The organism is Glutamicibacter sp. JL.03c (genome assembly GCF_025854375.1).
Taxonomy (GTDB): domain Bacteria; phylum Actinomycetota; class Actinomycetes; order Actinomycetales; family Micrococcaceae; genus Glutamicibacter.
Window position 1 is genome coordinate 792,338 of the sequence record NZ_CP107575.1, and the last position, 25,473, is coordinate 817,810.

The 25,473-nt window shown below is 59.6% G+C and carries 25 protein-coding genes; 12 read left to right on the forward strand and 13 right to left on the reverse strand.

The genetic code is table 11. From position 1 onward, the window contains the following. Positions 1 to 70: 70 nt before the first annotated feature. From OF385_RS03660 to ilvA, 3 genes are all read left to right on the forward strand, one after another. The gene (locus OF385_RS03660; RefSeq protein WP_413468080.1) at positions 71 to 877 is read left to right on the forward strand and encodes a Bax inhibitor-1/YccA family membrane protein; all 807 of its coding nucleotides are present in this window, start codon (positions 71 to 73) and stop codon (positions 875 to 877) included. Between the two features lie 440 nt (positions 878 to 1,317). Then, a complete protein-coding gene (locus OF385_RS03665) occupies positions 1,318 to 2,625 on the forward strand; it encodes an AI-2E family transporter (RefSeq protein WP_264277033.1) in 1,308 nt (435 codons plus the stop codon). A 3-nt stretch (positions 2,626 to 2,628) separates the two neighbouring features. After that, positions 2,629 to 3,900: a threonine ammonia-lyase gene (gene ilvA, locus OF385_RS03670; protein WP_264277034.1), complete on the forward strand. Its 1,272-nt coding sequence runs from the start codon at positions 2,629 to 2,631 to the stop codon at positions 3,898 to 3,900. A gap of 77 nt (positions 3,901 to 3,977) precedes the next feature. Here ilvA and greA read toward each other — a convergent pair whose 3' ends face one another. From greA to OF385_RS03685, 3 genes are all read right to left on the reverse strand, one after another. Next, on the reverse strand, positions 3,978 to 4,475 hold the full coding sequence (greA, locus tag OF385_RS03675; protein WP_264277035.1) for a transcription elongation factor GreA: 498 nt from the start codon (positions 4,473 to 4,475) through the stop codon (positions 3,978 to 3,980). Between the two features lie 20 nt (positions 4,476 to 4,495). Further along, entirely contained in the window at positions 4,496 to 4,621 is a 126-nt protein-coding gene (locus OF385_RS03680; protein ID WP_264277036.1) for a hypothetical protein, read from the reverse strand. Positions 4,622 to 4,766: 145 nt separating this feature from the next. Beyond that, a complete protein-coding gene (locus OF385_RS03685) occupies positions 4,767 to 5,186 on the reverse strand; it encodes a DUF4307 domain-containing protein (RefSeq protein WP_264277037.1) in 420 nt (139 codons plus the stop codon). 241 nt (positions 5,187 to 5,427) lie between these two features. Here OF385_RS03685 and mca point away from each other — a divergent pair, with 241 nt between their 5' ends. From mca to OF385_RS03710, 5 genes are all read left to right on the forward strand, one after another. Further along, positions 5,428 to 6,294, forward strand: coding sequence for a mycothiol conjugate amidase Mca (gene mca / locus OF385_RS03690; RefSeq protein ID WP_264277846.1), 867 nt, complete (start codon positions 5,428 to 5,430; stop codon positions 6,292 to 6,294). A gap of 43 nt (positions 6,295 to 6,337) precedes the next feature. Next, complete coding sequence (locus OF385_RS03695) at positions 6,338 to 6,619, forward strand: hypothetical protein (RefSeq protein ID WP_264277038.1); 282 nt, start codon at positions 6,338 to 6,340, stop codon at positions 6,617 to 6,619. A gap of 32 nt (positions 6,620 to 6,651) precedes the next feature. Further along, positions 6,652 to 8,757: a thioredoxin domain-containing protein gene (locus OF385_RS03700; RefSeq protein ID WP_264277039.1), complete on the forward strand. Its 2,106-nt coding sequence runs from the start codon at positions 6,652 to 6,654 to the stop codon at positions 8,755 to 8,757. A gap of 120 nt (positions 8,758 to 8,877) precedes the next feature. Further along, positions 8,878 to 9,639 carry an isoprenyl transferase gene (locus OF385_RS03705; protein WP_264277040.1) on the forward strand — a complete coding sequence of 254 codons (762 nt, stop codon included), beginning with the start codon at positions 8,878 to 8,880 and terminating at the stop codon, positions 9,637 to 9,639. A gap of 249 nt (positions 9,640 to 9,888) precedes the next feature. After that, the gene (locus tag OF385_RS03710) at positions 9,889 to 11,205 is read left to right on the forward strand and encodes a PhoH family protein (RefSeq protein WP_264277041.1); all 1,317 of its coding nucleotides are present in this window, start codon (positions 9,889 to 9,891) and stop codon (positions 11,203 to 11,205) included. A gap of 88 nt (positions 11,206 to 11,293) precedes the next feature. Here OF385_RS03710 and OF385_RS03715 read toward each other — a convergent pair whose 3' ends face one another. Then, a complete protein-coding gene (locus OF385_RS03715) occupies positions 11,294 to 12,079 on the reverse strand; it encodes a hypothetical protein (RefSeq protein WP_264277042.1) in 786 nt (261 codons plus the stop codon). A gap of 83 nt (positions 12,080 to 12,162) precedes the next feature. On the opposite strand from OF385_RS03715, the gene OF385_RS03720 reads away from it, so the two are divergent. Both OF385_RS03720 and OF385_RS03725 read left to right on the forward strand, forming a co-directional pair. Next, complete coding sequence (locus OF385_RS03720; protein ID WP_264277043.1) at positions 12,163 to 12,666, forward strand: prepilin peptidase; 504 nt, start codon at positions 12,163 to 12,165, stop codon at positions 12,664 to 12,666. A gap of 4 nt (positions 12,667 to 12,670) precedes the next feature. Then, the gene (locus OF385_RS03725; protein WP_264277044.1) at positions 12,671 to 13,135 is read left to right on the forward strand and encodes an NUDIX hydrolase; all 465 of its coding nucleotides are present in this window, start codon (positions 12,671 to 12,673) and stop codon (positions 13,133 to 13,135) included. Between the two features lie 87 nt (positions 13,136 to 13,222). Here OF385_RS03725 and OF385_RS03730 read toward each other — a convergent pair whose 3' ends face one another. Next, positions 13,223 to 14,932: an MDR family MFS transporter gene (locus OF385_RS03730; RefSeq protein WP_264277045.1), complete on the reverse strand. Its 1,710-nt coding sequence runs from the start codon at positions 14,930 to 14,932 to the stop codon at positions 13,223 to 13,225. A gap of 33 nt (positions 14,933 to 14,965) precedes the next feature. Continuing rightward, positions 14,966 to 15,568, reverse strand: coding sequence for a TetR/AcrR family transcriptional regulator (locus tag OF385_RS03735; RefSeq protein WP_264277046.1), 603 nt, complete (start codon positions 15,566 to 15,568; stop codon positions 14,966 to 14,968). A 177-nt stretch (positions 15,569 to 15,745) separates the two neighbouring features. On the opposite strand from OF385_RS03735, the gene OF385_RS03740 reads away from it, so the two are divergent. Continuing rightward, positions 15,746 to 16,312 (forward strand): GNAT family N-acetyltransferase, encoded by a 567-nt coding sequence (locus tag OF385_RS03740; RefSeq protein WP_264277047.1) that lies wholly within the window; start codon positions 15,746 to 15,748, stop codon positions 16,310 to 16,312. Here OF385_RS03740 and OF385_RS03745 read toward each other — a convergent pair. The 4 genes from OF385_RS03745 to OF385_RS03760 form a co-directional block, all read right to left on the reverse strand. Next, positions 16,302 to 17,648 carry a hypothetical protein gene (locus OF385_RS03745; RefSeq protein ID WP_264277048.1) on the reverse strand — a complete coding sequence of 449 codons (1,347 nt, stop codon included), beginning with the start codon at positions 17,646 to 17,648 and terminating at the stop codon, positions 16,302 to 16,304. The genes OF385_RS03740 and OF385_RS03745 overlap by 11 nt on opposite strands. Positions 17,649 to 17,746: 98 nt before the next feature. Next, a complete protein-coding gene (locus OF385_RS03750; protein ID WP_264277049.1) occupies positions 17,747 to 19,159 on the reverse strand; it encodes a class II fumarate hydratase in 1,413 nt (470 codons plus the stop codon). 130 nt (positions 19,160 to 19,289) lie between these two features. Beyond that, entirely contained in the window at positions 19,290 to 19,919 is a 630-nt protein-coding gene (locus OF385_RS03755; RefSeq protein WP_264277050.1) for a carbonic anhydrase, read from the reverse strand. A 70-nt stretch (positions 19,920 to 19,989) separates the two neighbouring features. Next, complete coding sequence (locus OF385_RS03760; protein ID WP_264277051.1) at positions 19,990 to 20,664, reverse strand: DUF4245 domain-containing protein; 675 nt, start codon at positions 20,662 to 20,664, stop codon at positions 19,990 to 19,992. A gap of 156 nt (positions 20,665 to 20,820) precedes the next feature. On the opposite strand from OF385_RS03760, the gene glpX reads away from it, so the two are divergent. Then, entirely contained in the window at positions 20,821 to 21,855 is a 1,035-nt protein-coding gene (gene glpX, locus OF385_RS03765; protein WP_264277847.1) for a class II fructose-bisphosphatase, read from the forward strand. A gap of 95 nt (positions 21,856 to 21,950) precedes the next feature. On the opposite strand, the gene manA is transcribed toward glpX, so the two are convergent. The 3 genes from manA to purE form a co-directional block, all read right to left on the reverse strand. Next, positions 21,951 to 23,159 (reverse strand): mannose-6-phosphate isomerase, class I, encoded by a 1,209-nt coding sequence (manA, locus tag OF385_RS03770; protein ID WP_264277052.1) that lies wholly within the window; start codon positions 23,157 to 23,159, stop codon positions 21,951 to 21,953. A gap of 66 nt (positions 23,160 to 23,225) precedes the next feature. Continuing rightward, positions 23,226 to 24,860, reverse strand: coding sequence for an LCP family protein (locus OF385_RS03775; protein WP_264277053.1), 1,635 nt, complete (start codon positions 24,858 to 24,860; stop codon positions 23,226 to 23,228). Positions 24,861 to 24,878: 18 nt separating this feature from the next. Further along, positions 24,879 to 25,409, reverse strand: coding sequence for a 5-(carboxyamino)imidazole ribonucleotide mutase (purE, locus tag OF385_RS03780; protein WP_264277054.1), 531 nt, complete (start codon positions 25,407 to 25,409; stop codon positions 24,879 to 24,881). Positions 25,410 to 25,473 lie beyond the last annotated feature (64 nt).

The window sequence follows — 25,473 nt, forward strand, 5'->3', positions numbered from 1 at the left end:
AATGCTCAATAGGATTGACAGCAACGAACTCTCGCACACCGCGAGCTGCACAATCGCAACCTATGGGGGAATGACGTTGAGCAACCCGGTATTTGGTTCTGGTAGCCAATCCGAGGCATGGGGAACCAAGCCCGGAAGTCCTGTTGGATTCCGTGACAATGCAAATATGAGTGCTGACCAGTTGCAGCACATGTATCAGCAGCCTGCCGCAACTGGTGCTGATATGGGTCGCATGACCATCGGCGACACCATCAACAAGACCATCTTCTGCCTCGCCCTCGTTGTCATTGGCGCAGCAGCCGGTTGGATCATGCCAGCACTGATGCTCCCCGGCGCACTGGTCGGTTTTGTCCTCGGCTTGGTCAACGTCTTCAAGAAGCGCCCATCGCCAGCGCTGATTCTGCTGTACTCGGCAGCTCAGGGACTCTTCCTTGGCGGTCTGTCGCAATTCCTCGACGGAATGTACCCAGGTGTTGCAGTCCAGGCAGTGCTGGCAACCTTCTGTGTTGCCGGCGTAACCCTGGCGCTGTACCGCTCGGGCAAGTACCGCATGACCCCGAAGCTGAACAAGATCTTCATGGTCGGCATGATTGGTCTGGTTGTCTTCTCGCTGCTGAACATGGTCCTGATGATGACCGGCGTCATCGATGGCATGTTCGGTATGCGCGGCGGCATGCTCGGCCTGATCATCGGTGTTGTGGCAGTCTTGCTGGCTACCTACGCACTGGTTTCGGACTTCACCATGATCGAGGAACTGTCCAACCAGGGTGCCCCTGCCATCATGGCTTGGCGCGGTGCCTTCGGCCTGACCATGACCCTGATCTGGCTGTACACCGAGATCTTGCGTATCCTCGCCATCCTGCGTGGCGACGACTAGTCTCATAGATTCAAGGAAGACCAGCACCTGAGGGCGCTGGTCTTTTTTGTGCCCGGATGCTGTCATCTTTTTAGACCTGTCGTGCCTCCCAGCCGTGGGAATTCTGAACGAGCCAATGAGAGCGCTCCGCCAAGCAGGCGGTCAGACGCAAAGCAGTTGCCGCTGAGGTTGTTGTCAGAGATATTACAGCCATTTCTGCTGGAATCCGCGCTGTGTGGCAAGTCCTGAAAACCGTGTGGGAACGACAGAAGCAGCTATCAAGTATCCATAGGCACATCAATAGTAGCCGGGTGAACAATCTGGCCATTTCTTAGAACGTTGGTAAACATATTGAAGTGGAAATCTGGGAGCGGTGCCCAAATCGGGCACTGCTCCTAGATTTCTGTCACAATTCCGACATGGATCGAGTAGCGAAGATTCAAACGCGGTAGCGTAGTTGCATGAAGAGTAGCCGGTTGGAACGTTTGCGACGTATTCGCGTCTCCCTTCCGGGCAAGGACGTAGGGAAACCCGCGCAACCCCGCGTCGAAGCCGTTGATTTTAAGGGCGCAGAAGATATGCCCTACGCGGTACGTTTGGCGGCCAGTTGGGCGTGGCGATTCTTGATCATTGTGGCAGCGTTGGGTGTCCTAATCTGGGCCCTGTCCAAGGTGTCGTTGCTAGTGATCCCGGTCCTCGTAGCGGCTCTGCTCTCTGGGCTACTTTCGCCAGTTGTCAACGCGCTCAATCGCAAGCTGGCTGTCCCGCGAGGTCTTGCCGTAGGCATTACGCTGATCGGCTTCTTGGCTTTGGTCATCGCCGGTTTATCTCTTGCCGGGCAACGCTTGTCCGCAGGATTCACCGCCTTGTGGAGCCAAGCCCTCTTCGGTATCGAACAGGTCCAAGACTGGCTTTTCAACGGCCCGCTGAAGCTCACCAACGATGACCTGCAGGGCGTTTTGGATGATGCCTTGGCTCAACTGCGCGGCAACGCCACCAACATCCTGAGCGAAGCCATCAGCTGGACCTCGTTCATAGGCCAGTTCTTCACCGGAACTTTGCTGGCCCTCTTCGTCTTGATCTTCCTGCTGCTCGACGGGCGGAAAATTGGGCTGTTCCTGGTCAACCTCTTGCCGCGCCGGGCCCGCCCAGCCATGGACGGAGCACTCACCCGTGGATGGGCCTCATTGGTCAGCTACATCAGAGTGCAGATGCTTGTCGCCTTCATCGATGCCATTGGCATTGGTTTTGGCGCCTTCTTCCTCGGTGTCCCGCTGGCCCTGCCGTTGGGCGTCTTGGTGTTCCTTGGCTCCTTCATCCCTGTGGTGGGTGCATTGATTACCGGTGCCTTGGCCGTCCTGCTCGCCTTGGTCGCCAACGGCTGGGTCAATGCGCTGATCATGCTGGCCGTTGTCCTCCTCGTCCAGCAGGCAGAATCCAATATTCTCCAGCCGCTGATCATGGGCAAGGCCGTCAGTCTGCACCCGCTGGCCGTCGTGCTGGCCGTCGCGGGCGGAACGATGCTCGCCGGAATCCCCGGTGCGCTATTTGCAGTGCCACTGCTCGCGGTGCTCAACGCGGTGGTTAAATACCTCTCCCGCAGGGCCTGGGAGAGCGACGAATTCGTGCTCAAGCAATACGGCATCCAGCTGCCCCCGGAACAACCGGCAAATACCGTGGCGGCGCCAACACCAGCCAGCCCGGGCGCCCCTGAACCCCACACCTCGCCGGAGAACCGGCAACCTGAGACAACAGCAGATGAGGAATAACCCATGACCACAGAAACTACGTTGCCGGTAAGCCTGGCAGATATCGAGTCAGCTGCACAGGTCTTGAAACCCGTTATTGCGTTGACTCCAGTGGAGCATTCACGTGTACTCTCCCAGCACATTGGTGCCGAGGTCTTCCTGAAGTGCGAAAACATGCAGCGTGCCGGTTCTTTCAAGGTCCGCGGAGCCTATGTGCGCATGTCCAAGCTCAGCGCTGAAGAGAAGGCACGCGGCGTGGTCGCGGCCTCGGCGGGCAACCATGCCCAGGGCGTCGCGCAAGCTTCCAGCCAGTTGGGGATCAAAGCGCGCATCTACATGCCGCGTGGTGTTGCACTTCCCAAGCTCACCGCAACTCGCGACCACGGTGCAGAGGTAGTGCTCTTCGGGGATACCGTTGACGAGGCCCTGGCCGAGGCCCAGCGCTACGCGGATGAAACCGGTGCCGTGTTTGTGCATCCCTTCGACCACCCGGACATCATTGCCGGACAGGGCACCATCGGCCTGGAGCTGCTTGAACAGCTTCCCGAGGTGGAAACCGTATTAATGGGTGTAGGCGGCGGCGGACTGCTCGCCGGAGTTGCCATCGCCTTGAAGGAAAAGGCCCGCGAATTAGGCCGTAGCATCAAGGTCATTGGCGTGCAGGCGGAAAACGCCGCAGCCTACCCGCCGTCCTTGGCTGCCGATGCGCTGGTCCCGCTGGACACCGTGCACACCATCGCTGACGGCATCGCCGTGGGCAAGCCAGGCCAGCTGCCGTTCACCATCATCAAGGAACTCGTCGACGACGTGGTGACCGTTTCCGAGGACGCCTTGGCCCGCGCGCTGGTGGTGCTCTTGGAACGCAACAAGCTCGTCGTCGAACCAGCCGGCGCCGTGGGCGTCGCAGCCCTGCTGGAAAATCGGCTCGAAGAGCACGGGATCAACCCGGCAACCACCGCGGTCATCCTCTCGGGCGGCAATATCGACCCGCTGCTCATGCTCAAGGTGATTCAGCGCGGCCTGTCCGCTGCCGGCCGATTCCTGACCGTGCGCATGATGCTTCCGGACCGTCCAGGCGCCTTGGCGCAGATCTCGCGGATCATCGCCGATTCGGATGCGAACGTGACCCGCTTGGACCACACGCGCATCGGCGGTTCGCTCTCCATGGGCGATGTGGCAATCACCATCGATCTGGAAACCAAGGGCCATGAGCATTCCAAGGCCGTGCTTAATAACCTTCGGGCCGAGGGCTTCGACCCGCAGATCACCAATAACGCTGGCGGATCCGTCGGCTGATGTAGAGCAAAAAAAAGTCCTCACCGGCTGCTAATACAAGTCAGCAGCCGGCGAGGACTTTAAGGCTTGAAGCAATATCAGGAAGCTTCGTACGGCTTGGCCGAAATGATTTCGACCTTGATGTCACGGCCGTTCGGGGCCACGTAGGACAGCTTGTCGCCGACCTTCGCGCCGTGAACGGCGACACCGATAGGGGACTGCTCCGAGTAGACCTCCAGGTCGGTGTCACCAGCGACTTCGCGGGAACCGAACAGGAAGGTGGTCTCGTCGCCAGCAATGCTTGCGACAACCAGCATGCCTGGTTCGACGACTCCGTCATCCGCCGGTGCTTCGCCGACATTGGCGCGGCGCAGCAGGTCCTTCAAGTACAGGATGCGCGCTTCTGCCTTGCCCTGCTCTTCGCGGGCAGCGTGGTAGCCGCCGTTCTCCTTCAGGTCACCTTCGGAACGGGCCTGCTCGATACGGGCAACGATCTCGGCGCGTCCCGGGCCTGAGAGGAAAGTCAGTTCGTTCTGGAGCCGGTCGAAGGCTTCCTGAGTCAGCCAAACGACAGGTTCGTTGCTGTTGGTGCTCACGTTGTACTTCCTTTGGTCAGTTAGGACTTCGCTGTTGCTTCGTGGACTGCAAAGAGTCCCTCAAAGCCGAACGCCACCTCAAAGGTGGCGTCGACGAAGTCGGATTCGGTACGGATCTGCGGGCTTACGTTGTTCTGTTGATGCAAGCAAAGACCCCGCCAGCTTCATGGTCAGGTGCAATCCTGGACCAATCGCGGATGCGGGGCGAAACGTATCTTTTCAACGATAGTAGTCGCCAAAACGCTTTAAACCCAATAGATTCAGCTATCAGGGAATGAACGGGCAGAAATATTAACCCTGGTAGTCCTTGGGAACCTTGTAGCAGGACTCGACGCCGGAGGTCACTGCCGCATTATCGGTATGCAAGTCCACGTCGATCTGCTGGTTGACCAAGCCGTTGGCCTCTCCCGGATCCAGCAGGATGGTCTTGTATCCGACAACCGCCTTCGACTCGTTCATCGCACGGATATCGCACTGGACGCGGTCCTTGGAGTTGTACTCCACAGCGATAGTCGTCTTGGTCAAGGTCGGCGAAACAACCTCATAGTGGATGTCCTGCGCGGTGATGGCGCTGTAATTGCTGAATCCAACATATGCTGCGCCGGCTACGCCAACCGTGATGGCCGAGGCGATCAGCCAATTACGCGCGGATTTACTCAGGTTGCGTTTCTTGGGGTTGTTGTAGCGAGCCGTTAAGCTTGGATCAGACATTACTTGTCTTGCACCACTCTCTATGCCTTGGGCGGCATTTGAACTGGGAATGCCGTAGGTTGGTTCCTTCAACAAGTTTACCGCCTGAGCTGAAATGGGAATAACGGGCAGTCGAGTATCAGTTGATATCAATGGTGAACAGTTTCCTCTGGGTCCGCTGTTCAGCATCGTGGAGAAGGAAAGTAGATAAGTGGAGATTCACGACGTGAAGAAAATTGCCCCATCCCAGGGGTTGCGGCTCATGGCTATTCACGCGCACCCCGATGATGAATCTTCGAAGGGCGCTGCCACCATGGCTGCCTACGTCGACGCGGGCGCCGAAGTCATGGTGGTTTCCTGCACCGGTGGTGAACGCGGAGACATCTTGAATGCAGCGGCTGGAGAACTGGCACACGCGCACCGCGACCTTCCAGGCGTGCGCCGCACCGAGATGGCCGAGGCAGCCGCGGTGCTGGGCATCAAGCATCGCTGGCTTGGCTACGTTGACTCCGGCCTGCCCGAGGGGGACCCGCTGCCCGATCTTCCTTTCGGAGCCTTTGCACTGCAGCCGGTCGAGGTGGCCGCCGCCGGCGTTATCAAGCTGATCCGCGAATTCCGTCCGCACGTCATCACGACCTACGACGAAAACGGCGGTTACCCGCACCCGGACCACATCCACAGCCACAAGGTCGCGACCTTCGCCTTCGAGCATGCCGCCAACCCGGAAATGTATCCGGAATTTGGCGAGCCATGGTCGGTCAGCAAGCTGTACTACGACCGCGCCTTCGCCCCTGATCGCTTCCGCGCCCTGCACTATGCCATGATCGAAGCCGGCTACGATTCGCCGTACGCAGAGCGGGTGGCACAGTGGGAAGCCGACGAAGACAACCAGATGTTCAAGTGGGTTTCGCCACATACCACGACCACCCAGATCCACTGCGCGGACTTTTTCTCGCAGCGCGACCAGGCGTTGCTGGCGCACCGAACCCAGATTGACCCGGAGGGTTTCTTCTTCGCGGTGCCGGAGCACGTCTACGCCGAGCACTGGCCTTGGGAGGACTACACCTTGATCTCCTCCAAGGTCGCCACCGACCTGCCCGAGTCCGACCTCTTCGCCGGACTAAGATAGTCATAAGCACTTCCTCGTTCTAGAAAAGAGTTGTCTGTACATCGTGAGTACGATCTTCGCGTCCTTGGCCGTAGCTTCTCAGACCACCAAGCTGGGCACGGAGACTAGTAGCGACTACGGTCCCGGATTCCTCGGCTTCCTCTTCACCGCGGTCATGGTCGTCGCGGTGATCTTCCTGATCCGCGACATGGCCCGCCGCGTGCGCCGCGTGCGCTACACCTCGGAAGCGGAATCCAAGCAGCAGGACATGGTGGCCAAGGGCGAGTCCCGCACCCTTCAGGAACCCGAGGGACCGGCCGACCCGAAGACCGACGAAGCCCAGTAGGTAGCATGTGAGCCACGCGATAGCATGAAGGCGTGGCTCAACGACTTGCTGGCGCAGCCAGCCAATACCTCAGACAACATGCGCACCAACCAGTCGACTGGTTCCCCTACGGGGATGAGGCCTTCGAACAGGCCCGCCTGCGCGATGTGCCGGTGATGCTCTCCATCGGCTACGCGGCCTGCCATTGGTGCCACGTGATGAGCCACGAGTCATTCGACGACCCGCAGATCGCGCAGATGCTCAACGAGAATTTCGTGGCGATCAAGGTCGACCGCGAAGAGCATCCGCTGGTTGACGACACCTACATGATGGCGACCCAGGCGCTGACCGGTGCCGGCGGCTGGCCGATGACCATCTTTGCCCTGCCTGACGGACGCACCGTGCACGCAGGAACCTATTACCCCAAAGAGCCGCGCGGACGCACTCCCGGGTTCAGCCAGGTGCTGCAGGCTGTTCACGAAGCCTGGGAGGCCAAACGCGAAGGCCTTGAAGAGCAAGCGAATATGCTCGCCGAGCACCTGGCGGAACTCGGCAGCCGGCAGAGCGCGCTATTGACCCTGGAATCCCGGGAGCCGGCCGAAACCGCCCTGGCATCAGCCACCGAGCGCTGGATCCTTTCCACCAAGCCCGAGGGCGGTTTCACTCCAGCCCCCAAATTTCCTCCGACGTGGGCGTTGAAAACGCTGTGGCATTCGGTGATCACCCGCCAAGACAGCGCGCAGGAAGCCTTCAGCGCGGCCGCGACCAGCTTGGAAGCCATGTTCCTCGGCGGGCTGCACGACCACATCGACGGCGGATTCGCACGCTACTGCGTGGACGAGAACTGGTCGGTGCCGCACTTCGAGAAAATGCTCTATGACAATGCCGGCCTGCTTTCGCTCGCCGCACGCAGCACGGTGCTGGCCGAAGAAGTGATGAGCCGTGCCAGCGGGGAACAAGCCGAACGGGCGCGGAAGCTGGCGGGGCTGGCCCGGAGCAGCGCCCAGGGGATCATTGGCTTCCTCGAGGAGGAACTGCTGATCGACTCCGGTCCCCACCCGGCCTTTGCCGCCTCGCTGGACGCTGATTCAGCCCGGGATGGCGCACAGATCGAGGGCGCCTACTACAGCTATAACCGCGAGCAGATCAACGAAGCCACCGAACCGCTGCTGGCACGCCTGCCTCAAGGATTGATTCGATTCGCGCCGATCGCCGAGGACCCCGAGTACTACTGCTTCTCGCTGGCCCGGATGCCGGAGGCAGCCGAGCAGCCGGTGCTCGATGAACTGGCCGCGGCCCTGAAGTCGCTGCGCAGCTCGCGGATCCGCCCGGTGCGCGATGAAAAGGTCGTCGCCGGTTGGAATGCCTTGGCCATCGAAGCGCTCTGCGACGCGTTGGTCCTGCTGGAGGATCCCAAAGCCCTGGCGTTGGCAGAGCATGTGGCCACCTCGCTGTGGAGGGTGCACTTCGATGACGCGTCCGGGCGTTTAGCCAGGGTGAGCTTTGCCGGCCGGCCCGCGGAAAACAATGAAGGAACCTTGCAGGACTATGCGGCCCTGGCCGTCGCGTTCCTGTCGCTGAAACGGGCCACCGGCGAGCAGCTGTGGGAGGACCGCGCAAACCTGTTGCTCGCGCGGGCCCAGGACTTCGTTGATCCAGCCACCGGGGTTCCGCGAGATGCGGTCGAGGTGGATGCCCGCATCGCTGCCCAGCGCAGTGATGTGGCGGCGGTCAGCGTGCTTGATGACGCGCTGCCTGCGGCCGGAGCGCTCTACGCCAAGGCGCTGGCCATGCGCGCGGTTCAGGGCATGGCCGAATCGAACTACTCCCAGTCCCATGCTGCCGATCTTGAGCGCGCGCGGGTGCTGTCGGCCCATGCCGTGGCGCTCGCCTCGGAGGCAGCCACGCAGGTGGCGACCGCCTTGGAAATCCAAACCATGATCGGCTCACCCGCGCACTATCTGGCCTTGAGCTCCTGGGATTCCGACCAGGCCAAGCGGGTGCGCAAGCTGGCGTGGGCTCTGGGTATCAGCGTGCATCATGCACCCGAACTAGGTGGCCAGGACACCTTGAAGATCCAGCCGTGCCGCGAAGAGCTATGCCAGATGCCGGTTGAAGGCATCGAACAGCTGCTGGGGCTGCTGCAGGGCAGGGGCTAGCAAAACTGGGAATCCTCCTGTTTTTCGACGCTGCGATGGGCAGATCGATAAAGCGCCGGGGGATTCGCGGTAGATTTAGAACCTAGACTTTTTTGGATTCGATTGAAAGGCAGTGCCACGGTGCAGCTTCCCAACCTTGCGTACCGTTACTACGAACGGCGCTTGGCGAAGTCACTGCCCGCTGACAAGCTCCCGCACCATATCGGAGTCATGGTTGACGGCAACCGCCGTTGGGCCAAGCTCGCCGGTTCGCCAACCATGGCCGGCCATCAAGCTGGGGCGGACAAGATCCTTGAATTCCTGGACTGGTGCGAAGACCTGAATATCAAGATGGTCACGCTCTACATGCTCTCCACGGACAACTTGAATCGCGAGGCGAACGAACTGCGCGACCTCTTGGAAGTCATCGGCGGAACCCTGGATCGCCTGGGTGAAACCAATCGGGTCAAGGTCCAGCAGGTCGGTGCCAAGGACTTGCTTCCAGAGGATTTGGCGCAGAAGCTGGCTGCCTTGGAAACGATCACCGAGAACCGCACCGGAGTGCATGTGAACGTGGCCATCGGCTACGGCGGCCGACGCGAAATCCTCGATGCCTTCAAGGCGTTGCTGTGCCAAGCGGCCGAGGAAGGCCGGACCGTTGAAGAAGTGGCGGAAAACCTGTCCACGGACGATATCGAATCCGCTTTGTACACCAAGGGCCAGCCCGACCCCGACCTGGTCATCCGCACCAGTGGCGAGCAGCGCCTGAGCGGATTCCTCACCTGGCAGAGCGCGTATTCAGAGTTCTACTTCTGCGAAGCGCTGTGGCCTGACTTCCGGCGTGTTGATTTCTTGCGAGCCCTGCGCGACTTTGCCGATCGCCAACGCAGGTTCGGCGCCTAGCGCCCGATGAGGCGAACAGAGTTTAAATAATCGTTACCCAGAAGTTGCTTGCTAGTGGTCGTGCAAGGACTATGGTGATCATAAGGCCGGGGCATCAAGCTCCAGCTGATCGAAGGGTTCCGCACTAGATGACCACAAGCAGCGCCAGCCGGTACAGCTACCGGACACGCCTTGGACATCCGGTGTCGGGCTTCCCCACTAACGCGTGGGGAAAGTCCCCACGCCGGATTCGAGAATGGGTGCGCTGCCATGAGCCGAACTGCCGAACAGGACGTACGAACCTACGTCATTGACACCTCGGTCTTGCTTTCAGATCCGAAGGCGATGTTCCACTTTGAAGAGCATCATGTGGTGATTCCTTTGACTGTGGTCACCGAGCTGGAGAACAAGCGCAAGGATCCCGACCTCGGATATTTTGCGCGCCAGGCCCTGCGCCTGCTCGATGACCTGATCGCCAGCCACGGGGGACTTGCCCAGGCGGTTCCCGTGTCATCGGCCGGCGGCACGTTGCGCATTGAACTGAACCATATTGCTCCTGAAGTTCTCCCGGTCGGAATGCGCTCGGGGGATAACGACGCCCGCATCCTCGCCGTCGCCAAGCACCTGCTGGATTCAGGACTTGATGTTGCCCTGGTGACCAAGGACCTGCCCATGCGCATCAAGGCGTCAGCGATGGGGATCCACGCCGAGGTGTACCGCAACGAGCTGATCGCCTCCACTGGCTGGACCGGAATACAGCAGCTGGACCTGGACGAGGAATCGATGGCGGGGCTCTATGAGCGAGAACAGCTCTCCAACCTGCCCGCGGTTGCCGAAGCGCCCATCAATACGGGCTTCGTGATCACGTCGCCGCGTGGCAGCGCATTGGCCCGCAAAACCGATGAGAGCACGCTGAAGCTGGTTCGCGGAGATCAGCAGGCCTTTGGGCTGCATGGCCGCAGCGCAGAGCAGCGGATCGCCTTGGACTTGCTGATGGACCCTTCAGTGGGCATCGTGTCCCTTGGCGGTAACGCCGGTACCGGCAAGTCGGCACTGGCACTGTGTGCCGGGATGGAAGCGGTCCTGGAGCGCCGCGAGCACCGCAAGATCACCGTCTTCCGTCCGCTCTACGCAGTGGGCGGCCAGGAGCTGGGCTACCTTCCGGGTTCCGAGGGCGAGAAAATGGGGCCCTGGGCCCAAGCGGTATTCGATACCCTCGGCTCGATTGTCTCGAAGAACGCGATCGACGAGGTCCTGGAACGCGGAATGCTCGAAGTCCTGCCGCTGACGCATATCCGCGGACGTTCCCTGCATGACTCGTTTGTCATTGTCGACGAGGCCCAGTCCCTGGAACGCAACGTGCTGCTTACCGTGCTCTCGCGCATCGGGCAGAACTCCAAGGTGGTGCTCACCCATGATGTGGCCCAGCGGGACAACCTGCACGTGGGGCGCCACGACGGCATCGCCGCAGTGGTAGAGCAGCTCAAGGGACATTCCCTGTTTGGCCACGTGACGCTCACCCGTTCGGAGCGTTCAGCTATTGCCGCCCTGGTGACCGAAATGCTCGATTCGCCGTCGCTGCGCTGATTCTCGGACAAAGGACTGGCTTCCGCCTCTTCAACTCAGTGAAGGGGTGGAAGCCAGTTCGTTTTTTTGACGAGCATCAGGGTCGATCCTATGAGCGCACTACCGGCTGGTCGAGCCAATGCACTTTCTGGAAGTGCGAATTGATGTAGTACTCATCCTGGGCCAGCACCCGCAGCTTCAGATCAGGAGCTGTCCGGGCCGGACCGGATCCGGTGAGCACCTGGCGCAGGAGGACCACTCCGGTTGCCTGATCCAAAATCAACAGCGTGCGGGTATCAGCGGGAACCAAGGCGAAGTCCGCCAATGCGGGCTGGTAGGTGTGCCCTGCGCTGAGCACCGCGGCAATACCTGGACGCCCTTCATAGGATATTTCACTCAGTTCATGGATGTAAGTGGGATGATCAAAAGCCAGGTCGTGGGCGGCCGGTTCACTGCCGGCGATCTCGACCGGATCCAATACCGCGGCCCAATAATCCAACGGCATCAGACCATGGAATCCAGCGATTTCTGGCCGGCGCAGCACCAGATGGTCTGCCGTGTAGACGGGCGTGATCAGCGTGGAGGGCAGTGCCCATGACGAACTGGTGGCCGCGACATAATCGCGGCTGCGTTGAGCGCTAAAGGTCTCGTCCTGGAAGACCAGGTTACCGGCGGCATCGTGCACGACGATGGCCTCGCGTTGGCGCAGCTTGGCGGTCACTGTGCCGGCAAGACCTCGTGGAGGATCGCTGAGTTCCTCGGGAATGGCAATTTCAATGTTCAATGAGGTGCTCAGCCATGGCGCGGAGCGGGCCAGGGCACGGAACTTACGCCGCGCGGTGGAGTCTGGCATCGGCGAACCAGGGAAGTGCAACGGGGCTGATGGTACGTCCATAATCCAATTGTAGAAGTGCCTGAATTATTCACAAGGGCAGCTTGCGCGTCCCACGGCTTGTGCCTGGTGTTTATGCTCTATACATGTCGCAGATTTGGAGCATTGCCCTGGAAGGACCCGTCGAGGCGGTCCTTGCGGCGTTGCAGGTGCTCTGCTTTATTGTTTTTGGATTCCTGCTGTCCAAGGAAGATATCACCAGTCATCGACTGCCGAACCGGCTTGTGGGCCTGTGGTTCCTTGCCAGCCTGGTCCTTGTTATTAGCTTGGGCATCAGCCGCGATGGGCTGCCCGGGATTCTGCAAGGCGCCTTGGGGATGGCATTGCTGGGCGGGGGATATTTGCTGATCAGCCTGATTTCTGCCGGAGCCATGGGCATGGGCGATGTGAAGCTGGCGGCGGTGCTCGGCTTGAACCTTGGCTATTATTCTTTGTCCTCTCTGTTCCTGGCCACATTGCTGACTTTTGTCGCGGCAACATGCTGGGTGATTGCGGGAGTGGTGGCGCGCAAGCTGACGTTGAAGTCCGCGGTACCCTTCGGTCCGTTCATGATCCTTGGAGCATTCGCCGTGCTGCTTATGGCACGATGAATGCATGGCAACTCCGGAATTCATCACCAAGCTGCGTACACATATAGGTCATGAGCTGCTGTGGCTCTCCGGGGTGAAAGTCGTCGTGTTCCATGGCGAGCAGGTGTTGCTGGTGCGTCGCGCCGATAACGGCTTGTGGACCTTGCCTGCCGGAATCATCGACCCGGGCGAGGAACCTTCGCATACCGCCCGGCGTGAGGTGCTTGAGGAGACGGGAGTCTCGTGCGAGGTGACAGATTTGATTGGCGTGGGAGTGACTGCGCCAACTGTTTATCCCAATGGCGACCACGCTCAGTACCTTGATATCGTCTTCCGAGCTCGGCATCTGAGTGGCGAGGCATTGATCAACGATGACGAAAATCTTGAGGTGGGATACTTCGACCTGCTGGATCGTCCGGAACTTCCTCCATTGCACGAGCGGGCCTTGTCGTGGGCCTTGGCTCCACGTCCGGGCGGCTACTTCGCATAGTCCTCAGCAAAAAAGCATCGGGGCGCGAACCACATGGTTCGCGCCCCGATGCTCTGGCAGCTGCAGTGGACTGCAGCTGCCAGAGGGCTACTTGGTTTCCTCTGGAATGCCGTCGTCGCCGGTCCGCTCGGCGACCAGCACGTTGCCTTCGGATTCCATGTCGTTGCCAGCAGGCTCGGTGTGCGCCGTGCGCTGGGCTTCCTCATAAGCGATGGCGTCATCGCCGCCGATGGCTTCGCCACGAGCGACCATGCCGGCGGTGTCCGACAGCGGGATCTGCTTGAGGAGCAGGGCCAGGGCGAAGGCCACCACCAGGAATGGAATCAGGTACCAGAAGACCGGAGCCAGCGAGCTGGCGTAGGCATCAACGATGCCATCACGCAGCGCATCGGGCAGCGACGACAGAGTCTGCGGATCCAGCGTGGAAGCAGCCTGGCCGGCGTCAGCAGCACTGGCCCCCGCGCCGGAGAAGACATTCAAGAGCTTCTCGGACAAGCTGTTGGTGAACAGGGCACCGAAAATCGCGACGCCCAGCGACGCGCCGACCTCACGGAAGTAGTTGTTGGTGGAAGTGGCCGTACCGACCATTTCCGGGCCAACAGCGTTCTGGACTACCAGAACCACAACCTGCATGATCAGGCCCATGCCGGCGCCCAGGACAAACAGGTAGACGCAAATGAGCCACAGCGGGGTCTGCGCGGTCAGCGTGGTGAAGGCCAGCATGGCCGCGATGGTGACGATCGTGCCAGCGATCGGGTAGCCCTTGTATCGACCGGTCTTGGAGATGGCCATACCGGAGTAGATCGAGGTACCCATCATGCCGATCATCATTGGAACCATCAGCAGGCCGGATACGGCAGCGGAGGTGCCCGAAGACATCTGCAGGAAGGTTGGCACGAAGGCAATTGCCGAGAACATCCCGATGCCCAGGGTGAAGCCAATCGCGGTGGCGTTGATGAAGACCTTGTTCTTGAACAGGCTCAGCGGGATGATCGGATCCTCGGCCTTGGCCTCAGCCAAGACGAAGAGGCTGGCGGCTAGAACCAGGCCGGTACCCCAAGCCCAGGTTTCCAAAGCGGTCCAGCCGTGTGCGGCGGAGCCGCCGAAGTCGGTGAAGAAAATCAGGCAGGTCGTGGCAATCGACAGCAGGAGCACACCCAGGATGTCGATCTTCTTTTCTGCCTTCTTGTTAGGCAGGGTCAGAGCGAACCAGGCGATGGCAAAGGCGGCGATGCCTACCGGGATGTTGATGTAGAAAGCCCATTCCCAGGTCAGGTGGTCAACGAAGAAGCCGCCAAGCAACGGTCCGGCAACTGCGGACAAACCGAAGATGCCGCCCAGCGGTCCCATGTACTTGCCGCGCTCGGAAGCCGGGACAATATCAGCGATGATGGCCTGCGAGAGGATCATCAAGCCACCGCCACCTAGGCCCTGGATGGCGCGGAAGATCACGAACATCCAGAAGGTGGTGGAGAAAGCTGCCCCGACCGATGCCAGGGTGAACAAGGCGATGGCAATCATGAACAGATTGCGGCGTCCGAGCACGTCGCCGAACTTGCCATAGATCGGCATCACAATGGTGGTCGCCAATAGGTAGGCCGTGGTGATCCAGGCCTGGTGCTCTACGCCGCCGAGTTTGCCAACGATGGTTGGCATGGCGGTGGAAACGATGGTTTGGTCCAGCGATGACAGGAGCATGCCTGCGATCAGCGCGGAGAAGATGATCCAAATGCGCCGCTGGGTCAGTACCAGTGGCGCATCGCCCGGCGTTTTGCGGGAACTGGTGGTTGTTGTCATGGCAATCCTTGCGAGATGGGGTAAAGAAGTCGGTCAGTCGTTGCTGCGTCTCAGGGGCTGGCCCATGATGTGCTGAATCCTGGTCATCAGATCCAAGAATTCCTCAGCCAGCGGGCGCTTGCCGGACGCGTCAACGTAGGCTTCGATGGCTTGGAGGGTGGTGTGCTTGAGGATGTGCAAGAGGCTTGAGAGCAATGGATCCTGCGGATCCATTCCTTCGCGTGATGCGATGAGTTCACGGAACTCTGCCTCTTTTTTGGGCCCAGTCTGCACCATGTGCTGCAGTAGCTCGGGGTCGCGGTGGGCAATGGTGAAAAAGCCGTGGGCGTTGACGATGTCGGTTTCGTCAAAGCTCAGTCGTTCGGCGGTCATCTCCACCAAATCCGCCAGCAGTGTAGGGGAAATGCCGGTAATGGCCTTGGGGCGGGCAGCCATAAAACGCTCGATGATGCCTTCTGGCATGGCATCGGAGTCATGGCCGAAGACCGCGTCGATCTTGCTGGGGAAGTAGTTGAAAAAGGTGCGGCGTGAAATGCCGACACGCTCGCACACCTGTTCAATGGTGAAACCGTTGAAACCGAACTCTGCCGTCAACTCGCGGCTATGGCGAGTGATGGCTGTGCGGGTTTTTTGCATGCGTCCACTCAACGTCGGCGCCTGGATGGGCGACCCCATGCCACTTTTTGCACTATCATCCATATAGTGCATTATTGCACTATGGAACAAAGGGTGCAACTTAAGTGATCTGCAACATTTTCGCCAGCTGACCAGCCATGATCTGTCGCATATGACCATGTGTATTAGGCTGGCGTCATGAGTCTGATAGAACTTCGCGAACCCACCGTTGACCTGCATCAATCATTCATGCAGAGCACTGCGGAATGGAACGGCGTGGACCAGGACGGCACCTCGATGTTCTTTGCCGATAAATATGGCTGGGATCTGGCCGACCGCACGCATTTTGCGCTGTGGGTGCAATTGCTCAAAGATCTGGCAAGACCGGACTTCACGCCCCTGCCCGGTTTCGTTTCACAGAGCACCCTGTGGGTAGTGGAAAACGAGCAGTACCTGAGCGCAGTGAGTTTGCGGCATGAACTAGGCACCGATTATCTCAAAGAAGTCGGCGGCCACATTGGCTACGGCATCCGGCCTAGTGCCAGGCGCAGGGGCCTAGCCAAGCTGGCGCTCGCCGGCTCGTTGGGGCAAGCGCGTGCATTGGGAATGCCGAAAGTGCTGATTACTTGCAATGACTCCAATATCGGATCAGCGAAGACCATCGAATCCCGCGGCGGAGTGCTTGAAGGCATCAAGCCCCAGAGCGTGGTCGGGCCACTATTCGGCTGCCCGGACGATGTACGCCGCTATTGGATTACCCTGTAGTTGTCAGAGCATCTGCCGGAGTCTCATCCGCTACGAACCAAGCCCTTGAATGCTTGTAGCGCAGTGCGGAACCGGAGAATCCCGAACCGTGAAGGTCAATTTTGTCGATGACTCCGAGGGGTGGCGCAGCGAGCGCCTCGGGCTCATCAAGTTGCTGGCCGGTGAATTCTTCGACGCGCTCTGATTCGTCACCGGTGTACACTCGGCCTTCGTTATCTATTGTTGCGTAATAGCCCGTAAACGCAGCCCCTGTGAATCCGAGGACGACTGTTGATCCTGACCCCTGGCCCTGACTTGAAGGCCAGGGCGACTCTGCTGCCCAGAGCCATGCCTGATCAGCTGAGTGCGCAAACTCTTCAGGGCTCATTGAATTGATGGCATCAATACCGTGAATTGGGCAATGAGGGCTGGCGGCAACGTCAAAGCTTTCCCGAATTTCCTCAGCATCATGCGGGTACATCTGAATTAGTTCCGCAGCGCAGACGCAACGGGCTACAGGGCGCTCCGGGTCATTGGATATCCAACCCGTGGGCACACCCTGTAGTGAACCAAAATCAATCAAAGGGCCCTGCGCTAGAGGAACATGCCAGACATGCACTCCGACCGTGGACCGTGCCCACCAACTGGTGACGGCCCTCAGCAGCAGCAACAGCCCAAAGGCTGAAGCGATCACCGATGCCGCCGCAATGAAATCTGCGTATGCTGTTTCTTCGATCTGTGCTGCGGTGGCACCCTTTTCTTTGGCGAACACCGTAAATGTCCACCACCATCCTGCTGAGGCAAGGCCCCACCACACCACCGCCAATACGACATCCACGCCAGCGCTAAAGCTTAAGTCGTCATCCGAATCTTCAGTCAGTTCAATCGTTTTGCTGCCACTAAGAGAATGGGCTAATTCGCCTACCTGTCGAGTCTGCCGGACGAGCGAACTCAGATCGTACAGTCCCCATGCCAGGGCGATTACGGTCCCGAGCCACCAGAAAGGTGCCTCGGCACCGCTATCGAGACTGTGAACGATGGCCGCGTAGCCTAGGAACAGCGGAGCTAGGAACACCATGTAGCGGGCGAATAACCAGCCGAAGATTGACGTGGCTATGATCAATGCAATGCTGGAGAGCCCCAGCATGTCGAGCAGTCGGTACTCGCCATGCCACGAAGGCGCATCGTCATCAAGCCAATGCTCGAAGCCTAGGAAAATGCCCAGCAGTGTGGCAGCCGTGATGGCGAGCGAGATGTTACCGGCAAATCGCCTCGAGCGGCGCAAAGGCAGCGAGGTCCATTGAGCAGAAGTAGGCGTCAGCAAATACCGGCTGGAGGACCGGTTCTCATCGTTCATTTATACAGTTTGACTTGCAACGCTGCGGTAAACAAATGGTCAGGGAATAAGAATGGGGTTTCGCGCCCGTTCGGCGCGAAACCCCAATGAGATTCTGGCTAGTGCTTGCCCACCATGGTGGAGACATCCAGCAGTTCATCAAGCTGGGCCTCGGTGACCTCGCCGCGCTCAACGAAGCCAAGGGCAATCGTGGCTTCGCGAACTGTCAAGCCTTCTGCTACAGCCTTTTTGGCGATCTTGGCTGCGTTCTCGTAGCCGATCAGCTTATTCAGCGGGGTGACAATGGAAGGCGAGGCCTCGGCGAGGAAGCGGGCACGCTCAACATTGGCCTTGATCCCATCGATCATCTTCTCGGCCATGACGCTGGTGGTATTGGACAGCAAGCGGATGGACTCAAGCAGGTTGGATGCCATCACTGGTATGCCGACATTCAATTCGAAGGCACCGTTCGTCCCGGCCCATGCGATAGTCGTATCATTGCCGATGACCTGAGCAGCCACCTGAATTGTTGCTTCGGAAATCACCGGGTTGACCTTACCGGGCATGATCGAGGAGCCCGGCTGCAGATCAGGAATGGAGATTTCACCCAAGCCGGTGTTCGGGCCAGAACCCATCCAGCGCAAATCGTTGGCGATCTTGATCAGCGAGATGGCAATACTGCGCAAGGCCGCGGATGCTTCTACCAGGCCATCGCGGTTTGCCTGGGCTTCGAAGTGATTGCGGGCTTCGGTCACCGGCAAACCGGTATCCTCGCGAAGGAACTCCAGGACCTTCTCTGGGAAGCCATCCGGGGTGTTGATTCCGGTGCCGACGGCGGTGCCACCGAGCGGGACCTCGGCAACGCGAGGCAAGGCCGCTTCGACTCGCTCGATGCCGTAGCGCACCTGCGCGGCGTAGCCGCCGAATTCCTGTCCCAAGGTCACTGGCGTGGCATCCATGAGGTGGGTGCGGCCGGACTTGACGACATCATTGAACTCAGCCGACTTGGCTTCAAGCGCGGTGGCAAGCTGTTCCATAGCCGGGATCAAATCGTTGATCAAGGCCCCGGTAGCTGCGAGGTGGACGGATGTAGGGAAGACATCGTTCGACGACTGCGAGGCATTCACATGGTCGTTGGGATGAACCTCCGTGTCACTGCCCTTGGCCTTCAAGGCCCGGGTGGCCAGCTCGGCGAGAACTTCGTTGGTGTTCATGTTCGAACTAGTTCCCGAACCGGTCTGGAAAACATCGATCGGGAAGTGCTCATCATACTTGCCGCTGGCGACCTCTTCAGCGGCCTCGGCGATGGCACTCGCACGCTCGGCGTCCAGCACGCCCAGTGCGAGGTTCGCTTGGGAGGCAGCCTTTTTGACCTGGGCCAGGGCCTTGATGTGCGATGACTCCAGCGTCTTGCCCGAGATGGGGAAATTCTCGACGGCGCGCTGCGTCTGGGCACGGTACAAGGCCCAAGAAGGGACTCGGACTTCGCCCATGGTGTCATGTTCAATGCGGAATTCGTCACTGTTAGTCATGCGCCCAGATTACGCCTTCACGGCAATTAAAAGACAGAAGTCTGACGTAAATATCACAACTAACAGTGACGTGTGCACGGTGCGCAGCAGGCCGCGACACGCACCGCGCCAGCGCCCAGGCTCGAACAGCCTAGTCCAGGCCGAGGCTCGAAACCAGCTGGGCTTTTCCGTCGTGCAGGTGGTAGGCAACGCCGGCCACCGCGGTTCTGCCATCTTCGATGGCCCGGGCGATAATGGTGGACAGGTCAACCAGGCGATCCGTGGTTTGCTTCACATGTTCCACGACGGTGCCGTTAACGTCGGTGATTCCCTTGCGCTCAGCGGCGTGCACCGACGGGGTGATGTGTTCCACCAGATCGCGGATGAATCCCTTGGGCATGGTGCCAGATTCCTTGGCGGTGATGGCGCTGGTCACGGCCCCGCAGGAGTTGTGGCCCAAGATGACAATGAGCGGGACATTCAGCACATCGACGGCGAACTCGAGCGATCCGAGACTTGCTGGATCGATGACATGCCCGGCCGTGCGAACGACGAACATGTCGCCAAGGCCGACATCGAAGATGATCTCTGCGGCAAGCCGAGAATCCGAGCATCCAAAGATCACGGCAAACGGCTCCTGGCCGGAAACCAGGGACTGGCGCCTTGCGCTATCTTGATTTGGGTGCTCAGTCTCTTCCTGGACGAAGCGGAAATTACCTGCACTAAGCTTTTCCCAGGCCTCTTGGGGCGTCAGGGAGTGTGTGGATGTTTCAGTTGGCATAGCCCAAAGTCTACGGGAAGTTGTTCGAATATCGAATAATGTGTCCCGAGGTGCAGAGCCGGAGCTTCATCTAGCCGAGCTCGGCCTGAGCGAGAGCGGCAACGTTTTCCAGCTGCTCCTGCGACGTATCGGTCGAGAGGATGATGGTTGAATCCTTGTGCTCCGAAATCAAGTATGTTGTTTCGTCCTTGATCAGCACTTCCCATTCCCAGCTCCCGATCGTCTTCGAGCCAGCCGGGACAGCGGTATCGGTGGTCAAGGCGATCCATGTTGGATTGGCTTCAGCGGCTTGGCGCACCCACACGAAATCCTTGTTTTGGGTGACAATGCCGAATTCCCAGTAGGGGACACCCTGCGCGGTATTGGCCTGCCAGCGAGCGAAGTTGGCATACTGCCCATCGCCCAAATCCGGAGCGAAGACATCGAACCCGGCAATCTGCTCTGTCTGTTCGGCGGTCTGCTGCAAGTTCACCTTGCTTTCAAATGCCTCGTCCTTGGGAGCCGGATTCAGCAGGACCAGGGGAATGACAACTGCAAGAGTGAAGCCAACCGAAAGCACCATGCCCTTAAACGTCTGGTTGGCGCGCTTGGCCTGCTTCTCGGTGAGCTGTGGCTTGAACGGCAGGTCTTCGAAGGTAGCATCCGGATCATTCAGATCGCGGCGCTGTCCAGGAGCTGTCTCTGCTGGCTGGTCCGAAGGCTCGTTCACAGGCACGGTGTTCCCACTGTTGTTCTCAAGTTGCACGTCTTCCATTCTCCCCGATGATTCTGTGTAATGAGAACCAGCGTGCCCAACCCCACGTTGGTTTGCTGAAAAGCCATGGCGACATGAACTGTCTCTGAAATTCCGAACAAGATAGAATGTGGTTGTTTGCATAGGTGCAATGACTACGACTCAGTGATGGGATCTTTCGTGACCGAAAAGAACAAATTTGCCCACCTTTCTCCGCGGCTGTCGGTAACCGACGCGGAGCCGGACCGCAACCTAGCACTGGAACTGGTGCGCGCTACCGAAGCCGCTGCCATCGCCTCCACGCCATGGGTTGGATTCGGCGACAAGAATGCAGCCGACGGGGCTGCAGTTGATGCGATGCGTGGTCTGCTCTCCACCGTGAACTTCAACGGCGTTGTCGTCATCGGCGAGGGCGAAAAAGACGAAGCCCCAATGCTCTTCAACGGCGAGCAGGTCGGCAACGGCACCGGTGCCGAATGCGATGTCGCCGTTGACCCAATCGACGGAACCCGCCTGACGGCCCTAGGCCTGAACAACGCGCTGTCTGTCTTGGCAGTGGCCGACCGCGGATCCATGTTCGACCCTTCGGCTGTTTTCTACATGGAAAAGCTCGTCACCGGTCCGGAAGCCGCCGACCTGGTCGACCTGCGTCTGCCGGTGAAGCAGAATCTGCACCTGATCGCCAAGGCCAAGGGCAAGAAGCTCAGCCAGATCACCGTCACCGTCTTGGACCGTCCACGCCACGCCGGACTCATCGAAGAGATCCGCGCAGCTGGTGCCCGGACCAAGCTGCTCATGGACGGCGATGTTGCCGGAGCCATCGCGGCAACCCGCGAAGGTACCGGTGTTGACGCCTTGATGGGCGTCGGCGGCACTCCAGAAGGCATCGTCACCGCTTGCGCCATCAAGGCACTGGGCGGCGTTATCCAGGGCCGGCTGTGGCCAACCGATGATGACGAAAAGCAGAAGGCTTTGGATGCAGGGCACCAGCTGGACCGCGTACTGACCACCAACGACTTGGTAACCTCCGATAACTGCTACTTCGCAGCTACCGGCATTACCGATGGCGACCTGCTGCGTGGCGTTCGATACAAGGGCAACCGCATCAGCACCCAGTCGATCGTGATGCGCGCTAAGTCCGGCACCATCCGATTTGTCGAGGGCGAGCACCACCAGGATAAGTGGGAAGCTTACACCCGCTAAATCCGGGCACAACGCACTGATGGCCATGAACCTTTGCAGGTTCATGGCCATCAGTTTATGGGCTGGATTATTCCAAGCCTCGGTCCAGTTCCATGCTAATCGATCTGGGCGCTGGCAGCGAAGAGCTGTCCAGCATCGGTGCCTTGCAGAGTAGCCGTGGCCGGAAGCTCTGCTGCGGTAATGAAGAGCGACTGCCCGCGCTCGATGCTCCGCTGGCCTTCTTGGGTTTGAATCAGGAATTCACCCGAGGTGCACAGGAGAACTGCCGCGCCATGCAGCTGGAGCTCGGAGGCTAATCCTGAGCTCTTGGGATCCAGAACCTGCAGCTGGAACTCTTCAAAGTCCGGCTTGTAGAGACGGTCGTGGGAACTCAAGGCCACCGGCGCAAGAATCGGGGCGGGGGAGGGCTCGCTGATGGTGACGTCCAGCAGCTCAGGTACATCGATGTGCTTGCTGGTCAATCCGCCACGCAGGACATTGTCCGAGTTGGCCATGACCTCGATGCCCAATCCCCGCAGGTAGGCATGGACGTTTCCGGCGCCCAGGCTGATCGCCTGGCCGGGTTCCAGGAACACCAGGTTCAGCAGCAACGCCACCAGCACGCCCGGATCCGATGGATAGATCCTGTTGATCGATACCAGCTCGGCGAAGTGGACGTTGGCCTTCAACCGCGGCGAAGCCTCGATGGCCGCACAGATCAGGTCGACGGTTCGGGCAATCGGTCCCCCTGCGGTCAGGACATGCTTGAACGCGGCAGCCAGTGGATCCGCTCCCTGCAGGGCCTGGATGATCGTCTCGATCTCGCTTGCTTGGCCTGCGGTCAGTTCTGCTGCCAGCACACGCAGATCATTGACGATCTGTCCTGGCTGGCGGAAGCCCGAGAGGGCCACGAAGTCGGTGAGCGCGTAAAGCATTTCCGGCTTGTGGTTATCATCCCGGTAGTTGCGGTCGGCCGCATCCAGGGGCTTGCCGCTGGCGTTTTCCGCGGCGAAACGCTCCTGGGCCTGCTTGAGCGTCGGGTGGGTCTGAATCGACAGCGGCTGGGCCGCTGAGAGCACCTTGAACAGGTACGGGAGGCGGCCAAAGCGCTGCGCGACCGTTACCCCCAGTACGTGCTGCGGGTCCTGGGCGATGAAGTCATTGAGCGCAATGTCTTCATCGGCCAGCCGGCTCGGGCAGCCCGGGTGGGCCCCAAGCCACAGTTCCGCCTGCGGGGAGATTTCCGCAGGCAGATTCAGCAGGTCGGAAATCTGTGATTCAGATCCCCAATGGTAATCCCTCATCGCGTTTTTCAACTCGAACACGTAGTTTGACCATAGCCTTTCAGGAACAGTGAATGGGTTGCGTTGCGGTCGGGGGGGCTTAACCGTTTACGGAACAGAGCACTCGTCGTTGTTGGCGGCGATCTGCGAAATGCGGGTGGTGTATCCAGCCATTTCCAGCTGCACCAAGTATTCCTCGGTGATTGGACTTCCATCAGGCTGGGTGAATTCCTGGTCTGAACCATTGGAAAGCTTGGGAGCGTTATTGACATCGGTGGCATCCGAAGTATCTTCGCTCTCTTCAGCGCTTTCCGAGCTCTCGGAGGGCTCAGAGGACTTGGAGGAATCTTCATCCTTCTTCGGGGATTCAGACTTTTCGGACTTCTTCTTATCGCTCTCCGATTGCTTGGCAATCAGGGTGCGGATCCTTTCTTGGAGCTCATCGAAGTTGGGATACGTCGAGAAGGTGCGTTCGAAGTCCGGTGCGCCCAGAGTCAGGCGAGCCATGGGCTGCGAAGAGACTTTCTCCGCCAAGGACACGAAGGAGCCCAGCTGGCCGGCCGGAATATTGGTTTCCACCAGCTGCTCACCAGCGGACATGATGCTGGTGAAGTTGGTCAGAATGGTCTGCGGGGTGAACTGCTTGATGATGCCCTGCTGCAAGCACTGCTGGCGCTTGATGCGGTGGTAGTCATCGGTGAAGTCGCGTGAGCGGGCAAACCACAGGGCTTGCTTGCCGGTGAAGGTGTGGGTGCCCGGAGCGAACCAGTGGGTGCGCACGGTGCTGTTGGGGTAGCGCTTGCCGTTGTAGGGAACCCAGCCACCTGAATCAATGGTGACGCCGCCCAAGGCATCGACGAACTGCTCAAAGCCAGCCATGTCCACCATGACGTAGCCCTGGACCGGCAGCCCGGTGGTGCCTTCCAGCGCGTCCATGGCGGCCTGGGCTCCGACGTTCTTCACCGAAGACGGGAAAGCATCAGCGTGCTCGTCGGCAGCGTTGCGGTAGATCGCGTTGAAGATGCATTCGTCGCCGCAGTTGTAGCCGTCAGGCCAGATCTTCTTCATCGGCGAATCATCGGCGAAGCGGGCGCCCTGGAAGTTGCGCGGTACCGAGATCAGCAGGGTCTTGCCGGTCTTGGCGTCCACTGAAAGCAGGGCCACCGAGTCTGTGCGCACGCCCTCGCGGTTGGAACCGGAGTCGGCGCCGAATACCGCGATGTTGTAGCGCCCGTCGATTGGATCAAAGGCCGGGCCTTCATCGAAGACGGAGACGATGGTCTCGCGACCCGTATTCAGCAGGGACGCGCCGTAGATGAACACGCCACTGGTAGCGACCACCGCAGCCAGGGTGAAAACGGTGACGATCGCGCGCATTCCGGGCGCCAGCATGCCGGGCCGGATGATCACCAAGGTGTTGATGAACATGATGAACCAGCCGACGGCCAACGTGCCGAGCACGATGATCAGGAACAACTGGAAGTTCGGGTGCGCCACCCAACCGAGGATGACCGAGCGGTTGATGAAGTAGAGTGCCAGGATGCTGAGAATGGCAACCCAGCACAGCATGGTAATGGAGACCGCAATCCGTCCGAGTTTCCGATTACCGGCAACCAGCTGAGCGCTGCCCGGGAAGAAGATGGTCAGAAGAACCAAAATCAGCGCACGTTTGCTGCGTTGCGGAGCGCTAATCGTCTCCGGCTGGCGCAACGGACTTGGTGCGCGGTGACTGGCAGAACCCATGTACTTGTATGACTTTCCCTAGGAAGCGAAATTCTCGTTAGCAACTTCATCGCGCAGCGCAGCACCCTTGGCATGGGCTGACTCGCGCAGTGAATCCGCGAACTGAAGCAACTTTACCTGTAACGACTGTGCAAGTTCGTCGGTTCCCGAGGCGAGGGTGCGCACGGCAAGCAAACCTGCGTTGCGCGCGCCGCCAATGGAAACGGTCGCTACGGGGACTCCTGCTGGCATCTGGACGATGGACAACAGGGAATCCATTCCATCAAGTTTAGCCAGGGGAACTGGAACTCCGATGACAGGAAGCGGAGTAACAGCTGCGAGCATGCCCGGCAGGTGAGCGGCGCCGCCAGCGCCGGCGATGATCACGCGCAGCCCGCGCTCATGCGCTTTTTTGCCATATTCGATCATTTCGGTAGGCATCCGGTGGGCCGACACCACGTCGGCTTCAAATGGAATGCCGAACTCGGCCAGCGCCTGGGCCGCCAGGCGCATCACTGGCCAATCGGAATCCGAACCCATAACTAGGCCGACAAGAGGTGCATCAGACATCAGATTTTTCCTTGGGTGTGTCATTGGTAAGAGCCACTGCCCGAAGGAGCAGTGGCTCTTGCTG

Coding starts and splice junctions, on each gene's coding strand:
- OF385_RS03710 (WP_264277041.1), top strand. CDS start 9,889: ATGAGCCGAACTGCCGAACAGGACGTACGAACCTACGTCATTGACACC.
- OF385_RS03755 (WP_264277050.1), bottom strand. CDS start 19,919: ATGCCAACTGAAACATCCACACACTCCCTGACGCCCCAAGAGGCCTGG.
- OF385_RS03715 (WP_264277042.1), bottom strand. CDS start 12,079: ATGGACGTACCATCAGCCCCGTTGCACTTCCCTGGTTCGCCGATGCCA.
- ilvA (WP_264277034.1), top strand. CDS start 2,629: ATGACCACAGAAACTACGTTGCCGGTAAGCCTGGCAGATATCGAGTCA.
- OF385_RS03775 (WP_264277053.1), bottom strand. CDS start 24,860: ATGGGTTCTGCCAGTCACCGCGCACCAAGTCCGTTGCGCCAGCCGGAG.
- OF385_RS03660 (WP_413468080.1), top strand. CDS start 71: ATGACGTTGAGCAACCCGGTATTTGGTTCTGGTAGCCAATCCGAGGCA.
- glpX (WP_264277847.1), top strand. CDS start 20,821: ATGGGATCTTTCGTGACCGAAAAGAACAAATTTGCCCACCTTTCTCCG.
- OF385_RS03740 (WP_264277047.1), top strand. CDS start 15,746: ATGAGTCTGATAGAACTTCGCGAACCCACCGTTGACCTGCATCAATCA.
- OF385_RS03745 (WP_264277048.1), bottom strand. CDS start 17,648: ATGAACGATGAGAACCGGTCCTCCAGCCGGTATTTGCTGACGCCTACT.
- mca (WP_264277846.1), top strand. CDS start 5,428: ATGGCTATTCACGCGCACCCCGATGATGAATCTTCGAAGGGCGCTGCC.
- OF385_RS03750 (WP_264277049.1), bottom strand. CDS start 19,159: ATGACTAACAGTGACGAATTCCGCATTGAACATGACACCATGGGCGAA.
- OF385_RS03725 (WP_264277044.1), top strand. CDS start 12,671: ATGGCAACTCCGGAATTCATCACCAAGCTGCGTACACATATAGGTCAT.
- OF385_RS03720 (WP_264277043.1), top strand. CDS start 12,163: ATGTCGCAGATTTGGAGCATTGCCCTGGAAGGACCCGTCGAGGCGGTC.
- OF385_RS03685 (WP_264277037.1), bottom strand. CDS start 5,186: ATGTCTGATCCAAGCTTAACGGCTCGCTACAACAACCCCAAGAAACGC.
- OF385_RS03735 (WP_264277046.1), bottom strand. CDS start 15,568: ATGCAAAAAACCCGCACAGCCATCACTCGCCATAGCCGCGAGTTGACG.
- OF385_RS03665 (WP_264277033.1), top strand. CDS start 1,318: ATGAAGAGTAGCCGGTTGGAACGTTTGCGACGTATTCGCGTCTCCCTT.
- purE (WP_264277054.1), bottom strand. CDS start 25,409: ATGTCTGATGCACCTCTTGTCGGCCTAGTTATGGGTTCGGATTCCGAT.
- OF385_RS03730 (WP_264277045.1), bottom strand. CDS start 14,932: ATGACAACAACCACCAGTTCCCGCAAAACGCCGGGCGATGCGCCACTG.